The organism is Alicyclobacillus pomorum DSM 14955, assembly GCF_000472905.1.
GTDB classification, from domain to species: Bacteria; Bacillota; Bacilli; order Alicyclobacillales; family Alicyclobacillaceae; genus Alicyclobacillus_A; species Alicyclobacillus_A pomorum.
Genome location: NZ_AXAR01000001.1, coordinates 265338 through 281024 on the forward strand (window position 1 = coordinate 265338; position 15687 = coordinate 281024).

Genomic DNA, 15687 nt, shown 5'->3' on the forward strand with positions numbered 1-15687 from the left:
GGCAGAGGGGCTGCGACGATGGCACAGGGCACCTGCGGAAATGGTCACAGCAAGCCGTTATTCCTCAGATGGCCTGCACTTCGCTGCCAGATTACCCTTGCAGGGGCGAGTAGAGATATGCCATCAACAAGTCGTACGTCGCTTTCAGCGCATCCCGGTGTGTGCGCTCGTACGCGTGCGAATTTGCCACGCCTGGACCAATCAACCCGTGTACAACATCAGCTCCGGACAACATCGCGGCGCTGGCGTCCGAGCTGTAATAAGGATAGATGTCCACCGCATGCGGGATGTTGTGCTGACGGCACAGTGACACCAGATGCCTGCGCAACCCAAGGTGGTACGGCCCAGACCCATCCTTCGCACAAATGGAGACGCAGTGTTCATTGGTGGAAAGCCCGTCGCCAATCGCCCCCATGTCGACCGCCAGGTATTCGACCGTTTCCGGTGGGATGTTGGAGTTCCCGCCGTATCCGATTTCTTCGTTGTTGCTAATCAGTATGTTCAGTGCGTACGGCAGGGGTTTGCCGGATTGCAAAATCGATTGAAGCGCGCCGAAGACCACAGCAACGCTCGCCTTGTCGTCCAGATGTCGACTCTTGATGTAGCCGGTAGGCGTCACCTGTACCCGTGGATCCCAGTACACGAAGTCTCCGACCGCAATACCGAGCGCCTCGGTGTCCTGCTTCGACTGGACGTTTGCATCTAGGACCACTTCGATGTTGTCGTCTTTGCGTTCCACGGTTGCAACGTCCCGATTCACATGGACCGAGGTGTTGTGCAGGATGACCGTACCGCTCACCAGGTCGCCGCGTTCGGTCCGAACTTGGCAGTACTCCCCTTCGACAGTATTCCACGCGTACGATCCGATTTTCGCCAGACGCAGGCGCCCCGTCGGTAAAATTTCCTTGACAATGCCACCCAGTGTATCGACGTGCGCCGTGACCAACCGCTGTCTCGACGTATCTGTTCCAGGTACGTGGATGATGAGGGCGCCTTTGCGGTTGCGCCGAGTTTCCACAGGCAGGGTTTGGCACTCTGCCTCTAGCAACGCGATAGCAGCTTCCGTGTCGCCTGTTGGACTCGGCGTGTTGAGCAGCCGCACGAGCAGATCTTCGATGTACGCGAGTGATGGATCAGACATGGCAAGACCCCCTTGTAGCACGTCGGTGAGTCGCTCCAGACCCACCAACAACTGGTTATATTGTACCACAGCCTCAGCATAGCCACGTCTTTTTCTATATGTTAACTTAGGAATGATAGAATGGCTGCGAACATGCACGCTGTGTGAAGGAAGGCAGAAGAGGATGGCAGTGACATTGGATAACAACCGCCTGGTGATTCCCCTGGCTAACCTGCACGAAGAAATCCAACGTGCTGGCCAGGCGGAGTTGGCTCAAAAGATACAGGACATTCAAAGACGTGTGGAGGATGGGCTGACAGAAGTGTACGTGGCGTTTTGTGGGCTGTTCTCGGCCGGAAAGTCCAGTCTGATCAACGCCTTGACGAAAACGTCGCAGTTGGCGACGGGCGCCGTGCCGACCACCGCTGAAGTGGCTGCGGTTCGATACGAGACGCCCTCGGGGGCTGTCGTCCTGTTGGACACACCCGGCGTGGATTCCACCGACGAGGCCCATCAGGCGGCCACCGAAGCAGCTCTGCACATGTCCGACGTGGTGTTTTTTGTTATGGACTACCAGCATGTGGAGTCGGAAGAGAATATGGAGTTAGCCCGGAGTTTTGTGGACCGGGGGAAGACCCTGTACCTGGTGGTGAACCAGGTGGATAAGCACGTGGACTGGGAACTGTCCTTCGCCGAATTTCAGCAACGTGTGGAGCAGACGTTCAGTGATTACGGCATTGTCTATGAAAAAATTTACTATACGTCGACCAAGACGTCGGCGGTAAACGAGATAAACGAGCTCGTTGAGGAGCTCCATCGCCTGGCCGTGGACGGCCACGAGGTGGTTTGCAACAGTGTTCTGCGGACGGTCGAGAGCCTGACGGAACAGTTCGTGTCGACCGTCTTTGAACCAAAGCTCCAAGCGGTGGAGAATGCGCTCTACGACACGGTCGGATTTGTGCCGTTTGACGAGGCAGAAGCCAATGAGTGGATCTGCGAACGGAACGAGAAGCTGGCCACTCTTCGAGAGTCAGTGAACCGAGAACAGGAATCGATTAGCAAAACGTACGACGCGTTACACGAAGACGTACGGCGCCTCGTGGACCTGGCGCAAATTTCTCCATACGAAACCACGGAAAAAGGCCGCCTCTACGTCGAGAGCCTCCGGCAGAACTTTAAAGTTGGCTTTCTAGGTTCCAAGCAAAAGACCGCAGCGGAGCGGGAGCGGCGCTTGCAGGCGTTTCTCGAGGACCTGACCGACCGGACCGAAAAATACCTGGTCTGGCCGCTGCAAAGCCGGTTGCGGGAGTGGGTGGACAACACGCCGTGGGCGAACTCCGAGTGGCGGAACGACATTGATACCGTCGGGGTCTCCATCGAGGCTGCGTTGTGTCGGGACTTGGTGAATCCCGGTGCCTTGTCGTCGGACCAGTATCCGTACCAGTACGTCAAAGACGTGGTAGGAAAGGTGAAAAGCGGCGTGCTTGCATCCGTGAATCGCGTGCTGGATCTGTGGAATGAACACGTGTGCGAATTCCGTGCCGAGTTGGAGAGGTCGCGTCAACCGGAAGTGGACGCCCTCCAGAATGAAGTCGACGCCATTCGTCGCTGGGTATCTCTCACCGCGGAACAACAGGGGGAACTTACCCGACTCCTGGATCCAGTCCACAACGTATTTTCCACATGTGAAGGAGGCTCCTCATGTCCGACATCCATGTAAGTGCAACTAGAGAACGGCTGATGCGGCGCATCGACGAAGCGATAGATATCCTGCACCCGTTGGCAGGTGCGAATGGGTGGCGCCAAAGCCTGTACGACTTGCGGGAACAACTGCATGGGCGGCGCCATCAGGTGGCCGTCTTCGGCGCATTTTCGACGGGCAAGTCCTCGCTCATCAACGCGGTCGTGCAATCGCCCGTCCTGGTGGTGTCACCCAACCCGACCACAGCCGCCATTACGCACATTTACGGCGTGGAAGATGACTCGTTTTCGACAGCGCGCGTGACCGCGAAATCAGCCGAGCAACTGTGGGAGGACGTCAAGCAGTCGTTACTCGCCCTGCACCTCGCGGAAGACAACCTGGAAGCGGCTTTGCAGCGGGCAACGGCGTTGAAACCGACCGATTACACGCCGATGTCTCGCCGGTACATCACCTTTCTCAAGGCCGTTGCAAACGGTTACGGGGAGATGCAAAACCGCCTAGGTACGTCTTTTGAAGTCGGACCCGATGAACTGAAAAAGTACACCGCAGAAGAGCGCTATGCTTGCTTTGTACAGCGAGTGGACCTGTTCACCAAGGTGCCGTTGCTTCAGGAAACGGGCATGGTTCTGGTGGATACGCCGGGTGTCGATTCCATTCACAGGCGGCACACCGACGTCGCTTTCCAGTACATGCAGAGTGCAGATGCCATTGTGTTCGTTCTTTACTACACCCACGCATTTTCACGAGCAGACAAAGAATTCTTGAGCCAGCTGGCCGATGTCCAGGATATTGCGGGCACGGATAAGCTGTTCGTCGTCATCAATGCGGTGGACTTGGCGGAACACGAGGAGGAACGGTCGGCTGTGCGGGAGCGCGTGGTGAAGGAACTTCGGCAGTTGGGAATCCGAGCGCCACGCGTCTACGAGGTCTCTAGCCAGTTGGCGTTCGCAGCCGCAGCGTACCAGCAAAACCCGGCGGACCCGAGGTACGCTGAACTGATTCGCAATAAACTGAGACTCCCGCAAGATTCGGAACTGTCGGCCGCGTATGCACTGGAGCAATCTGGACTGCCGCAGTTGGAAGCTGACTTGCGTGCGTTTTTGGCGACGCAGGAAGACGCGTTGGCTGAGGACGCCGTACAGCGTCGGTTTTCCTCCATTGCCGATGGTGTAGCGCGACAGGTTGAGATGCTCAAGATGCAGGCACAGCAGAATGAGGCCGCTGCCGCTGAGCGAAAGCGTGCAGCTGCGTTGTTATCTGGAACATTGGACAGCGTCCGTGACGCCGTCCTGCAAGGCGCCGACCCGGTCATGAGAGGGTTGAACGCGGAATGGGACGAACTCGTCTTTCACGTCGGCGAACGTATTCGCATTCGTTTCGGTCAGTTGTTTAAAGAATGTTTCCATCCGGGGCGGTTCCGCGTTCCGTCACAGGACAAGCAGTCCTTGCAGGACGCAGCAGCAGAACTCGCCGAAGTGCTCAGCAGGACCGTTGAAGCGGAAATGCGAACGTTTGGATTGCGGGCTCACCGGCATGTGCTCGAAGCCCTTCAGTCGCGGCGCGCGGAGTGGGCGAATGCTCTCGCGGAGGCGGGATTGACGCATGTGGCGTTGCCTGCAGACTTGAGTCCGTCCTTGGCACCGCCAGAGTTGCCGGAACGCGTCAATCTCGATGGCCAGCGGTTTCGCCCTGCATTTCGCCACTTCACATCGGCGAAGCAGTTTTTCGAAGGTCAGGGACAGTCTGCCATGCAAAAGGCACTCGAACCGATTGCGCTGGAGGCCGTGCGGGAAGCCGTTCAGCGACTGTCTGAGTCGATACGTGCGTCCATGCTCCAGGCCCTGACGGACATCTTGACGCGATGGATTGCGGAGTTACAGGCGAATTTGTCAGATTCTGCACTCGAGGGCGCGTCTATCGATGACATGGATCTCTGGCTCCGCGCTGAAGCTTGGTTCACATCTTATGTCACGGCACCATGACGAACAGGGATTAGGGTGGACGAGTTTCTCATAGATATATAAAACAAACGACAAGGAGCAGTATGACCACCTGAGAAGTTCCCATGGTGGCGCCGAATGGAAGCGGGCGAACACAGGTTGGAAGGTAGGGGTATTCGTGGCGAAGCGAAAACTCACAGCAGAGGACATCTTCAATATTCAAGTCATCGGGGACATCGCACAGCATCCTACAGAACACGCAGTGGCCGTCGTGGTGACTCGGTTGCAGCGCGAGGACAATACGTACCGCTCTCATATTTGGAAGGTGCATACCGACAGCGGCAACGCGTGGCTGCTCACGTCGAGCGATAAGTCGGAGACGAGACCCGCGTGGTCGCCCGACGGCAGATGGTTGGCGTTTCTATCCGACCGCAGCGGTGACCATCAACAGCTGTTTGTCATGCCTGCGAATGGCGGCGAAGCCGTGCAAGTCACACAACTGAAAACGGACGTTCAGTCGTTTCGCTGGAGTCCAGACGGCCGCTCGATTGCGTTTGTGGCCAACGTCAAAGAGAGGAGCAAGGACGCGGAAGCCGAGCTATCTTCCAAAGAGCTTTCCCCACGGGAAAAGTACACCGCCGACGTCAAGGTAATTACCCGGACCTTTTACCGCCTAGACGGTGTAGGCTATTTTGGCGACCGGAGAAATCACCTGCACGTGGTGAATGTGGGAAGCCTGGTTTCCGGGAAGAGCCGAATGCAAAGCGCCTATGAGAGCAAATCCGTCGCGACGGCCTTCCCGTGTGTACGCCTGACGGAAGGTTCCTTTGACGTGGAGAGCTTTGACTGGATGCCGGATGGCACGTCCATCGTCTTTGCTAGCAATCTCGAATCCGACGCGGACGAGACGATGAATCGTTACTTGTACGTCGTGTCTCTCGGCGGACCTTCGCCCGGAACGTTGCAGCAGGCGAAAGACATCCGCCGCTTACCCGGGGTTCCTGCTTATGCGGAGGGGCCACGCGTATCTCCCGACGGTCGGATGATTGCTTTCTACGGTCACAACCAGGAACATAGAGGGTATACGCAGTCGAAGGTTTGGCTCTATGACGTTGAAACGGAGTCCGCTTACTGTCCGACAGCCGCTCTGGATCAGACGTTCGGCGATGTGACGGTGTCCGACACTCGCGCAGCACACCATGTCGGATTGGAATGGTCAGAAGACCAAAAATACGTATATAGCCTGATGTCTGCGAAGGGCACCACACAACTGGTGCGCGTGGACGTGGTGACGGGTGAATGCACGTTCATCACCAACGGTGACCACTGCATCCTGTCGTATTCCCTCAACCGGAAAGCTTCGAGTGCATCACTGGTGCGGGCGACCACGACAGATCCGGGCAATGTGTATGCGGTCGAATTGCCCATGGGAACAGGCGACGTCACGTCGCTCCGGCAACTTACGAACTGGAACGCAGATTTCCTGTACCAGGTGGAAGTTGTGAAGCCGGAGAAGATGCAGTTCACTGTGGACGGCCTCACCTTGGACGGATGGGTCATGCTACCGGGAGAACCCGCGCCGACCGGCGGCTATCCCACGGTCGTGCAGGTGCACGGCGGTCCAATGGCCATGTATGGAGAGCAGTTTTTCTTCGAGTTTCAACTGTTGGCCGCGACCGGCGCAGCCGTGATTTACTGTAACCCGCGTGGCAGCATGGGCTACGGGCAGGCGTTCTGCCACTGTATTCAGGCCAAGTGGGGGACTGTGGACTTCTCTGACATTGAGACATTTGTCGATGCGGCCATAGAGCGGTATCCGTTGAACGGGAATCAAATCGCCATCGCTGGGGGAAGTTACGGCGGATTCATGGCGGCATGGGCGATTGGACATACAGATAGGTACAAGGCGGCCGTTGTGATGCGGTCCTGCGTCAACGAGTACAGCATGTTCGGCACGTGCGACGTCGGATTCGAGGACTTGCACGATTTCGGCTGTGCGCCGTGGGAAAACCCGGAGGCATACATGGCGGTCTCCCCGATTGCATCGGCAGGTCACATGCATGCTCCGGTACTCATCATTCATTCGGAGAATGACCTGCGGTGTCCGATTGAGCAGGCTGAGCAACTGTATATGGCGCTGCGCGTGCGACGCGTTCCCGTGGAATTCGTGCGCTTTCCGAATGAGGGCCACAACCTCTCGAGATCTGGACAACCTTGGCACCGGGTGTTTCGCCTCGAGAAGATTCAATCGTTCCTTGCGCGCGAGCTCGGACTGTCAGCCGGTGCACGGTGAGAGGAGGACAATCTTTCCGTGACACGCCGAGCTGTTTAGGCAACTGTCGCAAAAACCTGATATGATTGGGCGCAGGGGGTATGTGAATGGCGAAGCATTGGGAAGACATGGATCACTGGGATACACCGAGGTCAGGCCGATGGAGTCGCTTTGCACCGTGGATGGTGGCTACGGCTGCCGTCTGTTTTGCGCTCGGCCTCGTCTGCGGAAGTATGTGGATTCCGCGCACTGTAAGCCTGGACAACCGCGAATCCGCCGGAGCCTACCCCGAGTCCAATCCGTCGATTGCATCTGGCCAAAACAACGCTTTACCACCCGCACTCAGTGGAAATACGGTCAGCCAGATTTATCAAATGGCAAGGCCGAGCGTGGTGACCATTACCGCAGTTGCAAATTCGGATACATCCAACAAAAACAATCCTGCAGAAGACATTGGCACCGGTTTTTTCATTGACGACCAAGGCGATATTGCGACGAACAACCACGTCGTGAACGGACAAACCACGGTATCCATCTCGTTGGATAACCACAGCTACAAAGGGAAAGTCATTGGGACCGATGCGTTGGACGACTTGGCTGTGGTTCGCATTACGCCACCACCCAGCGGTATCAAACCGCTCAGTCTGGGAACGGCAAAGACGCTGCAACCTGGAGACCTCGTGGTCGCCATCGGCAATCCATTTGAATTGACGGCGAGCGTGTCTGCCGGCATTGTCAGCGGTCTCAACCGCTCCATGCCGACAGACAGCGGACGCCTGATGAGCGGACTGGTGCAAACCGACGCAGCTCTGAACCCCGGAAACTCCGGCGGGCCTCTGTTGAACGCGAGTGGGCAGGTTGTGGGGATTAACACCGCTATCGAAAGCCCGGTGGAAGGGTCTGTCGGGATTGGCTTCGCGGTTCCGATTGACCGCTTGGAAAAAGTCTTACCGAAGCTGCTCAGTGGTACACCGGTGGATCACCCGTGGCTTGGAATCATAGGGTTGGATATCACGCCGGCCCTTGTGCAAAAGTACCACTTGCCGGTCAATCAAGGTGTACTGGTCATTGGGACGTCACCCGGTGGCCCAGCCAGCAAGGCCGGCCTCAAAGGGGATAGCGGAGGCCAAAACAACCCGGTCGGCGACGGCGACATCATTACAGCGGTCAATGGGCAGCCGGTTGCCGATATTGAGTCACTCACCGCGTACATTTCAAACCAAAATGTCGGAGACGTCGTACACCTCTCGGTGCTTCGGCACGGCAGGTCGATGGATGTTGCGGCGACATTGCAGGCTTGGCCGAGTAACTTGAAAAAGTAGTTGAATCACGTGAATGAGACGCAGGCCTTCCCCTCCGCTGCGGAGGGAAGAGCTCATGTCAATGGGGAACGCAGGTGCTCACGCGGAGCGCCTGCGTCTCTTTGTGTACAGACACAGCGCAATCAACAAGACAGCGCTCAGCAGTGTGATGGTCAAGCCGAGGGTGAAAGACCGAGGGCTGTAGGTGAGCACAATGTCGTGGTTGCCTGGCGCCACTTTGACTCCGGTCAAGACGTCGTCCGACTGCGGACCCACGCGTTGCACATTCACCGGGTGGCCGTCGACCGTTGCGTGCCAGTTCGGATCGAACATCTGAGAGAGCACGAATACGCCACCACTTGACTGTGAGAGGCGCCATTCCTGACGATTCGGTGACCAAGCGAGCAGCTGCACCCGCGCATCACCTGGAACCACCGGCGCATCTTCGTCACTGCTCACCCAGGCCGGTGCGAGGGAATCCGGATTTTCCCACACAGTGGTGTGACCGTCCGTAAACACCCGTTTCCACGGCAATGGCGCCAGTGGCTGGTGTATCGGTATCACTTCATTCCCGCTCGACGGATGCGCGTTGACAAACGTGATGCTGTCCAGTCCGATGTCGTTCGACCACGATTCACTTCTCACGGACACGTGCGTGGCCTCGTTGGTTGGCCAGTTCTTCGGTAGGCGGATGGAATAGTACGTGTCCGTCCAGCCGTTGATCCACTTCGTTACCGTCGCACTGCCCGCAGACAGGGTCACAGAACACAATGGCTGCGGCGTGGGCGGCTCGCCATGGATANTGGTCAAGTGGATGGAGACTTCCTCCGTGCCTTTCGGTACGTCGAGCCAATGATCCCACTGCGGTACGCCGGTACGCGCGGTGGGAATCATCGGGTGCCAGTCTGCCGGGGTCAATACGTACTTCACGCCGAGCGCGTCAAGCAGGGATCTTGGTTGACTCGTCATCCCATCCGCGGTCCACGTGAGCCCAATCGTGGCGTCGTACCAACTGGCGTCGAGCGAGTCGTACCCGTTGAGCGCAGGGATCAGCACAGCGGCCGACTTGTCCTGCGCCAAATCGCCTGCGTCGAAGTCGGCGGCCCGCAGGAAGGGCGTGCTCGGACCCAGTTGTTTTTGTAGGAACTGCACCGCCGGCGGAGGATCCGTGTACGAAGCGGTGGGTGACGTAAGGACGAAGGTGGACAGATCCGCACTCTGCGACAGGCTATCCAACATCGCGAGACCGACGACGGCGAGGACTCGCGCGTGTGCCGTAAACCAAGCGAGCCTCACCTGAGACACACCAAGCACTCCGAGTAAGCAGAGTGTCAAGGCGAGTGTGTACCACGACAGGTAGGTCAGCGGCACGGTGACCTTCGCGACGATGAGTCCCACGCCCGCGATGGCACATCCTGCGGTAATGGCCACCCGCGTTCGATACTGTAGCTTTACATCGGACGATTGCAGTGCTGCCACGCCGACCGCGGAGAGCATGGCGATGCAAAAATCTGTGATGCCCACATAGCGGGCAGGCACGCGGAACATGTCAAAGCCCGGTACATGCACAAGCACATCGGCGAAGAACCCGTAAGAACCCAGCGCGAAACACACAGACACCACAGCAATCACGACCAGCGCCAGGACCGCAGGGGATGTCCTCCATTGTGTCACCACTGCTGCGAACGCCACTATCAATGCGACCAACCCCGCGTAGCACGTGAACTCCCAAAACAGAGAGTTTCCGTAGACGTCAAGAAATGTCGTTCTCGAGAGCGGTGGACTGAGGTATCCGCCACCTGCGCCGAAGGGTGTCAGGAATTGCACCAGACCTTGCGGCATCATGGAGAGGTTGAGCAGAAACCCAGGTGTCACGTTGCCACGGCTTGAATAGGTCACCAGGTTGAGCGTTGGCAACCACTGTGCAGCGGCCAGCAACGCCGCGTACACCATGGCGGATATAACCGCTGCAGAGCGGCGCAGAGCCAGCTTCGTGGGCCGGAAGAGCCACGCCAACAACAAGTACAATCCGAGGAAAAGGTAGACGTAGAACGTCACTTGCGGATGACCGGCGTACGTCTCCATTGCGAGCGCCACGGCCAGCCCTGCCACGCGCGGCACCGTGACGGAGTCGAGGATGCAGAGGCACAGCCAAAATGAAATGGGCAACCAACAGACGGCGTCAAACATTTGCGTGTGGATTTGGTGTCCCAATAAAAAGCCACAGGTTAGAAAGGATGCGGCCGCGACAACGCCGCCCAACCGACTTTTCGACAAGTGATAAGCGGCTGCGTACGTTCCAAACGCGGCCAGCCACTCGTGAAGCAGGTAGGAAACTTTGACGGCAGGCACCACTGGGATGAAGAGAAAGAGGACGTTGGGCAAGTAGAGAGGCCCGGATTGCCCTGCCGCCAGGAACGGCTGACCGGCGAAGTTGAACGGATTCCAGAGCGGCCAGTGGCCGTTTAGGTACAACCATGCCAGGAGCATGCGTTGTGGGATGTTGAGGCGCGCGAGATCGTCAAATCCATAAGCGCCTGAGGCACACCACGTTGGATATGCCACCAGCACCATGGTAGCAACCACTGCCAGAGCGACGGCGTGAAATCGCCAGCGTCCGGATTTCGGCAACTTGGAAGAAATGTAAGAGATCCACATCGAGCTATGTATCCTCCTCGCCGACTTTGGTAGAATTAGAATACCATACATTTACTGGATGCCAGTGACCTGGGACTGTGCGACAAGTGTAACGAGTCGGCCAAGATTACGTCTTTATACATACGAACACTGATTGCGGGCATTGGACTACGCGACGTGCCGGTACCCAGACCAGATCACCTGGCAATGTAAGGAGAATCACCATGCGGTGTCCCGATACCGGCTGCGGCGAACCGATTTGTGAACACGGATGTTTGCGCACGCATGAGGTGCTCGTAAGAAACCTGGTTTATCATATCACGCGAAATCCGAATGAGGTGGATGACCTCGTTCAGGAAGTGTTGATGAAAGCGTACAATTCCTTGTCGCTGTTTCGAGGCGGGAGTTTTCGTGCGTATTTGGCGCAGATCGCGCGGAACCACTGCTACGACTGGCTGCGGCGCAAAAGGACAAAGCGAGTGATCACGCCGTTGGAGCTGGTGTCTGATCTGTGGGCTGCCGATTTTGCAGGTCCAGAAGAGCAGTACTTGCAGAAGGAGACCTCGGCAGAATTGATGGAAGTGTTGGATGAACTCGGAGACCCGGATCGAGAAATTTTGCTGCTTCGCCACGTTCATCAGTTTGATTACGAGGAAATTGGTGCAGTACTGGGCATGAAAGCCGGTACGGTGCGCACCAGAATGTCGCGCGCCAGGCACAAAGTCATGGAAATGATGGAAAGGAGGGGGCAGGGTGGATCATCTCAGTTGGGATGATGTATGGGCTTACGTGGACGGGGATCGCACTGCGAATGAATCCACTCTTGCTCACCTCCGCCTCTGCGTTGAGTGTTCCGAAAGATGGAATCAGGCGTGGAACCTGCACGAGTCTCTCGTCACGGCTTTTACGGAGTCGGTACCGAACCCCTCTGAGGACGCCGTGGACCGGCTGTTGACCACGCTGCGACCGCTGTCTGCCACGACTGCTGGGCCATCGCCACGCCGCCTTCTGAAGCGGTGGACGCTTCTGACCTCGGGGGTTGCTGCCGCAGCGGTCATCGCGATTGCCGCAGGGCTTGGACTACACGGCACAAGTGATACGGGGTGTGTGAACAGTGCGTCCAGTACTGTCGCGATGGGAGGGGATGGTGGGTCTGTCGCAAACGCCGCCCAGTCCTCGACACCGCCCACCTCCGCATCGACCCAGGCGCTGCAGAGCGCCGCGCAGGCACCGACAGCTACGTGGGGAAACAGCGTACATGACTCTGCCGATGAATGCGTTTCCGCCGTGATGCCTTCGATGCTTGCCGCGAACGATGCCGACGAGCGCGTGGCAAAAGCAGCAGTGCCACAGGTGGAAGAGCAGACTGTGTTTCAGGGGCAAGTCGGCCAGAGTCCCAAACCATCACCGAATGCGACCGGTAGTTCATCCCTCAGTCCTGCAGCACTCATGGGGCCAGCGACTGTGGCAGGAGCTGTTCAGGTCCGTGTGGTCAATCCGGCAGGACAGCCGCTGCCGAATGTTCACGTCGCGCTGTTGACCAACGGACAGGTGCAAACGTCTGTCGTGACCGACGCCGAAGGCAAGACTCCTTCCGTGGACGTACAGGTACCGCAGGATCCGTTGCTGTTTGGGACGTTCACTGCACCGGCCTGGCCCCCGCAGGGCGTGATCACGGTGGTCGCGTGGAAGGATGGCTATCAGCCACAAGTCTACTACGGCCTCGGCGTGTTCGCGTTTGGCTCGACCACATACCACGTGCAATTGACCATGACACCAGCGACCACTGGCCGTGTGCGAATTTCTGGAGATGGAGCGCAGGGAGATTACGGTTTACGGATGTGGGATGGATTCGTATGCGGTGCAGAACGAATGGTGCAAAGCGCCGTCTCGACGGGTCAGGTGAATGAACGCGGAGCAGGGGATGCAGAGCTCGATTTCATCGTGAAAGACGAGGACGGGAAACCTGTCGCACAGGCGGAAGTCGCAGTCATTGCAGGTGGACGGATCACGGGCTACGGAATCACGTCGGCATCCGGACGTGTGTCGGTGGATGCGTCTGGAATTCCGGATTGGCGGACCGTGGATGGGACGCCCATTGCTGGGATTGCCGTCTTGAAGGACGGATTTGTTCCCGCTGTCGGACTCATGCAGCCTGTGCCGTCGGGGGCACGACGAGACATCCTCGTGCGTATGGAGTCCGTCGCCTGGCGCGCAGCGCACCATGGCACCGATGCAAATGCGCCAACGGAGGTGCCGGGGATGTGTACGCCTTCTCAGGCCGAAGCCGAGCAAGTATACAACCTCGCCGTATCTTCTGGGGACACCCGCTGACCTGCGTTCCGGACCCGTTGCGTACGATACAAGATGCAGACCCCGTATCCAACGGATTGTGATACGGGGATTCATGGCTATTTCCCGAGCACTGGCAGCACAGAAATGAGCCATCTACTGTTTTGAAGCGCTCAGAAACGTGATTGTTTTCGAAAAGCCTTCCCGCGGTATATTTCAGTTGTCTTTGGCGTGTGGTCGGTACACAAACGGTTTTCGCTTTCGTCGACCTGCATAAGACTGATGAAACATCTTCAGCAAGGCGCGCTTCTCTAACCTGGATACGTAGGACCTCGAGATACCCAGCGTGTCTGCGACTTCATTCTGGGTCCACTCTTTGCCATCCGCCAGGCCGAACCGAAGTTCTATGACGCGTCGCTCTCGTTCATCAAGGATGTTCATCAGTTTCATCATATTGGTAATTTCGATGCGCTTACTAACCTCTTCCTCTGTGCCGTCGGCATCTGAGCCAAGCACGTCCCCGATGGTGATCTCGTTGCCTTCCTTGTCCGTACCTATGGGACTACTGAGCGACACATCTTTTCTCGTTTTTTTCAACGCGCGCAACTGCATCAGAATCTCATTCTGAATGCACCGTGCTGCGTACGTGGCAAACTTCGTGCCTTTGGTGGGCTGGAATGTCTCCACCGCTTTGATCAGGCCGACTGTGCCAATGGAAATGAGATCGTCGTGATCTATGCCCGACGAGTCAAACTTTTTTGCGACGTGTGCAACGAGTCGGAGGTTGTGCTCAATCAGCGCTTGATATGCGTTGCGGTCCCCATGAAGCCAGCGTTCAAAGTATTCCGCTTCCTGTTTTTTATTTAAAGGTTGCGGGAATGACTGGTTGACATACCCTGTCACAAGTGCAACATCGCGCACGAGCGACGCTACTGCCAAGGTCAGTGAAAGCAAGGACAGAACACCTCCGGGCCATGTTGCAAGGCAGGATGTAATACCGTATGCTGGCCCGGAGGGAACGGTGTGTGCGCTTGTGGGGGGATGGTGTACCTGAAGTGGGTAAACCGTGGCGTATCGTCATGACCATTGAATGAAAAGGCAACGCAAAGCGTGTAGTCTAGTCGTCCTTATCCTGATGATTCGAGGCTCTGTTTCTTATAGGCCTCGACGGCTTTCCACAGTTCGTCGTTTTCCAGCCCAATTCGCCAGATGGCAATCCCATGCAATCCGTACGCTTTGGCGAGGTTCATCTTATCGGTCAAACTCTGCTGATTCTCGTAGTAGAATACATAGTCTTTGTTGTTGCTCTGATACGTCGAATATGGTGCATCGTTCACAGTGTCGAAGTGTTCGGTGGCGTGGTACTTCTTGTTGACTTTGTCTACGTTGACCAGGCCAACCGCGGTGCCTTTGGAATTCCCCCAAGTATACCCGTACGCGTTGATGCCAAGAAATATCTTGTCCCTCGGAATCACGGCGGTCTCGTAGTCGAGGACCGACTTCACCCACCAGGTTGGTGCGACAGCCCCAGGATGGCTCCCCGGATAGGAGTAATCGTACGTCATCAAAACCACCTGATCTGCGTTGTCTCCGATTCCTTTTTCCAGTTGGTCGTTTCCGATGGACGGAGAGATAGCGACAGACAAGGAAATACCTCGCTGCTGTGTCTTCTGGTGCAGTGATTTCAAGAAGTGGACATACGGCATTTCGTCGTTCGGGTGCAGCTGTTCAAAGTCCAACTGAATGCCCGCATAGCCATTCGTTAGAGCCAGTTTGATTAGATTGTCCTGCAATTTCTTCGATAATGATGCGTCGTGTAAGATATGTCCAATCATTTTCGGGTCAAAGGTTCCGTTTGTCAGATTCTCAACACAGGCATAACGTAGGATCCCGGTTGCCTTGGGGGCTGTACCTTTGAGGGACCCATCTTTTTGGACTTGAAATGCAACGTCCGACTCCATGTTAATATCGCTTTTATGCGCCATCATGTCGCGATAGGTATTCGTCTGACTTGCGTAGTCCACCGTGTACACCAACACGTTGGTTTGGTATGGCTTGGATGGATGGCCCGTTGACTCACTGGTTTGATCCGGGCGTGCCTTGTTGGACAGCAGAAGTGCCGTGGCCAACACAGTGATGACGGACAGTGGGATGACAAACGATGGAGATTTTTTCACGACATCACCTTTCCGCGTTGTTTCCGTATCGAGCACGCGCATGGCTTGTACTGCGAGTATCTCCATTCTCCTCGGAATCCTCAGTCCTGTCTAGGTTCTCCGCCTACCTGATTCTGGTGGAGCACGTGAAGTCTCGTAACGAAAATGTGGCAAAACCTTTACACATCTAAAAATCCGACAATAAAACAAGGAAATCGCCCGCTTGTGTCGAATAGTCACTATATCCGGCATGTAACGACGGCATGT

Annotated in this window: 10 protein-coding genes; 6 read left to right on the forward strand and 4 right to left on the reverse strand. The window is 56.7% G+C overall.

Translation table 11 applies throughout. From position 1 onward, the window contains the following. Positions 1-91: 91 nt before the first annotated feature. Complete coding sequence (locus YWK_RS0101240; protein WP_026963350.1) at positions 92-1141, reverse strand: M42 family metallopeptidase; 1050 nt, start codon at positions 1139-1141, stop codon at positions 92-94. 163 nt (positions 1142-1304) lie between these two features. Between YWK_RS0101240 and YWK_RS0101245 the strand changes: the two genes are divergently transcribed. The 4 genes from YWK_RS0101245 (at position 1305) to YWK_RS0101260 (ending at position 8356) form a co-directional block, all read left to right on the forward strand. Then, positions 1305-2840 (forward strand): dynamin family protein, encoded by a 1536-nt coding sequence (locus YWK_RS0101245; RefSeq protein ID WP_026963351.1) that lies wholly within the window; start codon positions 1305-1307, stop codon positions 2838-2840. Further along, positions 2822-4804 (forward strand): dynamin family protein, encoded by a 1983-nt coding sequence (locus tag YWK_RS17740; RefSeq protein ID WP_051374861.1) that lies wholly within the window; start codon positions 2822-2824, stop codon positions 4802-4804. The genes YWK_RS0101245 and YWK_RS17740 overlap by 19 nt, the downstream gene beginning before the upstream one ends. 136 nt (positions 4805-4940) lie before the next feature. Then, the gene (locus YWK_RS0101255) at positions 4941-7055 is read left to right on the forward strand and encodes a S9 family peptidase (RefSeq protein WP_026963352.1); all 2115 of its coding nucleotides are present in this window, start codon (positions 4941-4943) and stop codon (positions 7053-7055) included. 86 nt (positions 7056-7141) lie between these two features. Further along, positions 7142-8356 (forward strand): S1C family serine protease, encoded by a 1215-nt coding sequence (locus YWK_RS0101260; protein ID WP_026963353.1) that lies wholly within the window; start codon positions 7142-7144, stop codon positions 8354-8356. Positions 8357-8434: 78 nt separating this feature from the next. Here the strand turns inward: YWK_RS0101260 and YWK_RS0101265 are convergent, their stop codons facing one another. Continuing rightward, positions 8435-11044, reverse strand: a complete 2610-nt coding sequence (locus tag YWK_RS0101265) for a YfhO family protein (RefSeq protein WP_425387168.1) — start codon at positions 11042-11044, stop codon at positions 8435-8437. 152 nt (positions 11045-11196) lie between these two features. On the opposite strand from YWK_RS0101265, the gene YWK_RS0101270 reads away from it, so the two are divergent. Both YWK_RS0101270 and YWK_RS0101275 read left to right on the forward strand, forming a co-directional pair. After that, on the forward strand, positions 11197-11748 hold the full coding sequence (locus YWK_RS0101270; protein WP_026963355.1) for an RNA polymerase sigma factor: 552 nt from the start codon (positions 11197-11199) through the stop codon (positions 11746-11748). Then, entirely contained in the window at positions 11726-13306 is a 1581-nt protein-coding gene (locus YWK_RS0101275) for a carboxypeptidase-like regulatory domain-containing protein (RefSeq protein ID WP_026963356.1), read from the forward strand. The genes YWK_RS0101270 and YWK_RS0101275 overlap by 23 nt, the downstream gene beginning before the upstream one ends. A 174-nt stretch (positions 13307-13480) precedes the next feature. Here the strand turns inward: YWK_RS0101275 and sigK are convergent, their stop codons facing one another. Further along, positions 13481-14218: an RNA polymerase sporulation sigma factor SigK gene (sigK, locus tag YWK_RS17745; RefSeq protein WP_051374862.1), complete on the reverse strand. Its 738-nt coding sequence runs from the start codon at positions 14216-14218 to the stop codon at positions 13481-13483. 173 nt (positions 14219-14391) lie between these two features. Beyond that, positions 14392-15507: a glycosyl hydrolase family 18 protein gene (locus YWK_RS20690; RefSeq protein WP_026963357.1), complete on the reverse strand. Its 1116-nt coding sequence runs from the start codon at positions 15505-15507 to the stop codon at positions 14392-14394. Between the last annotated feature and the right edge of the window lie 180 nt (positions 15508-15687).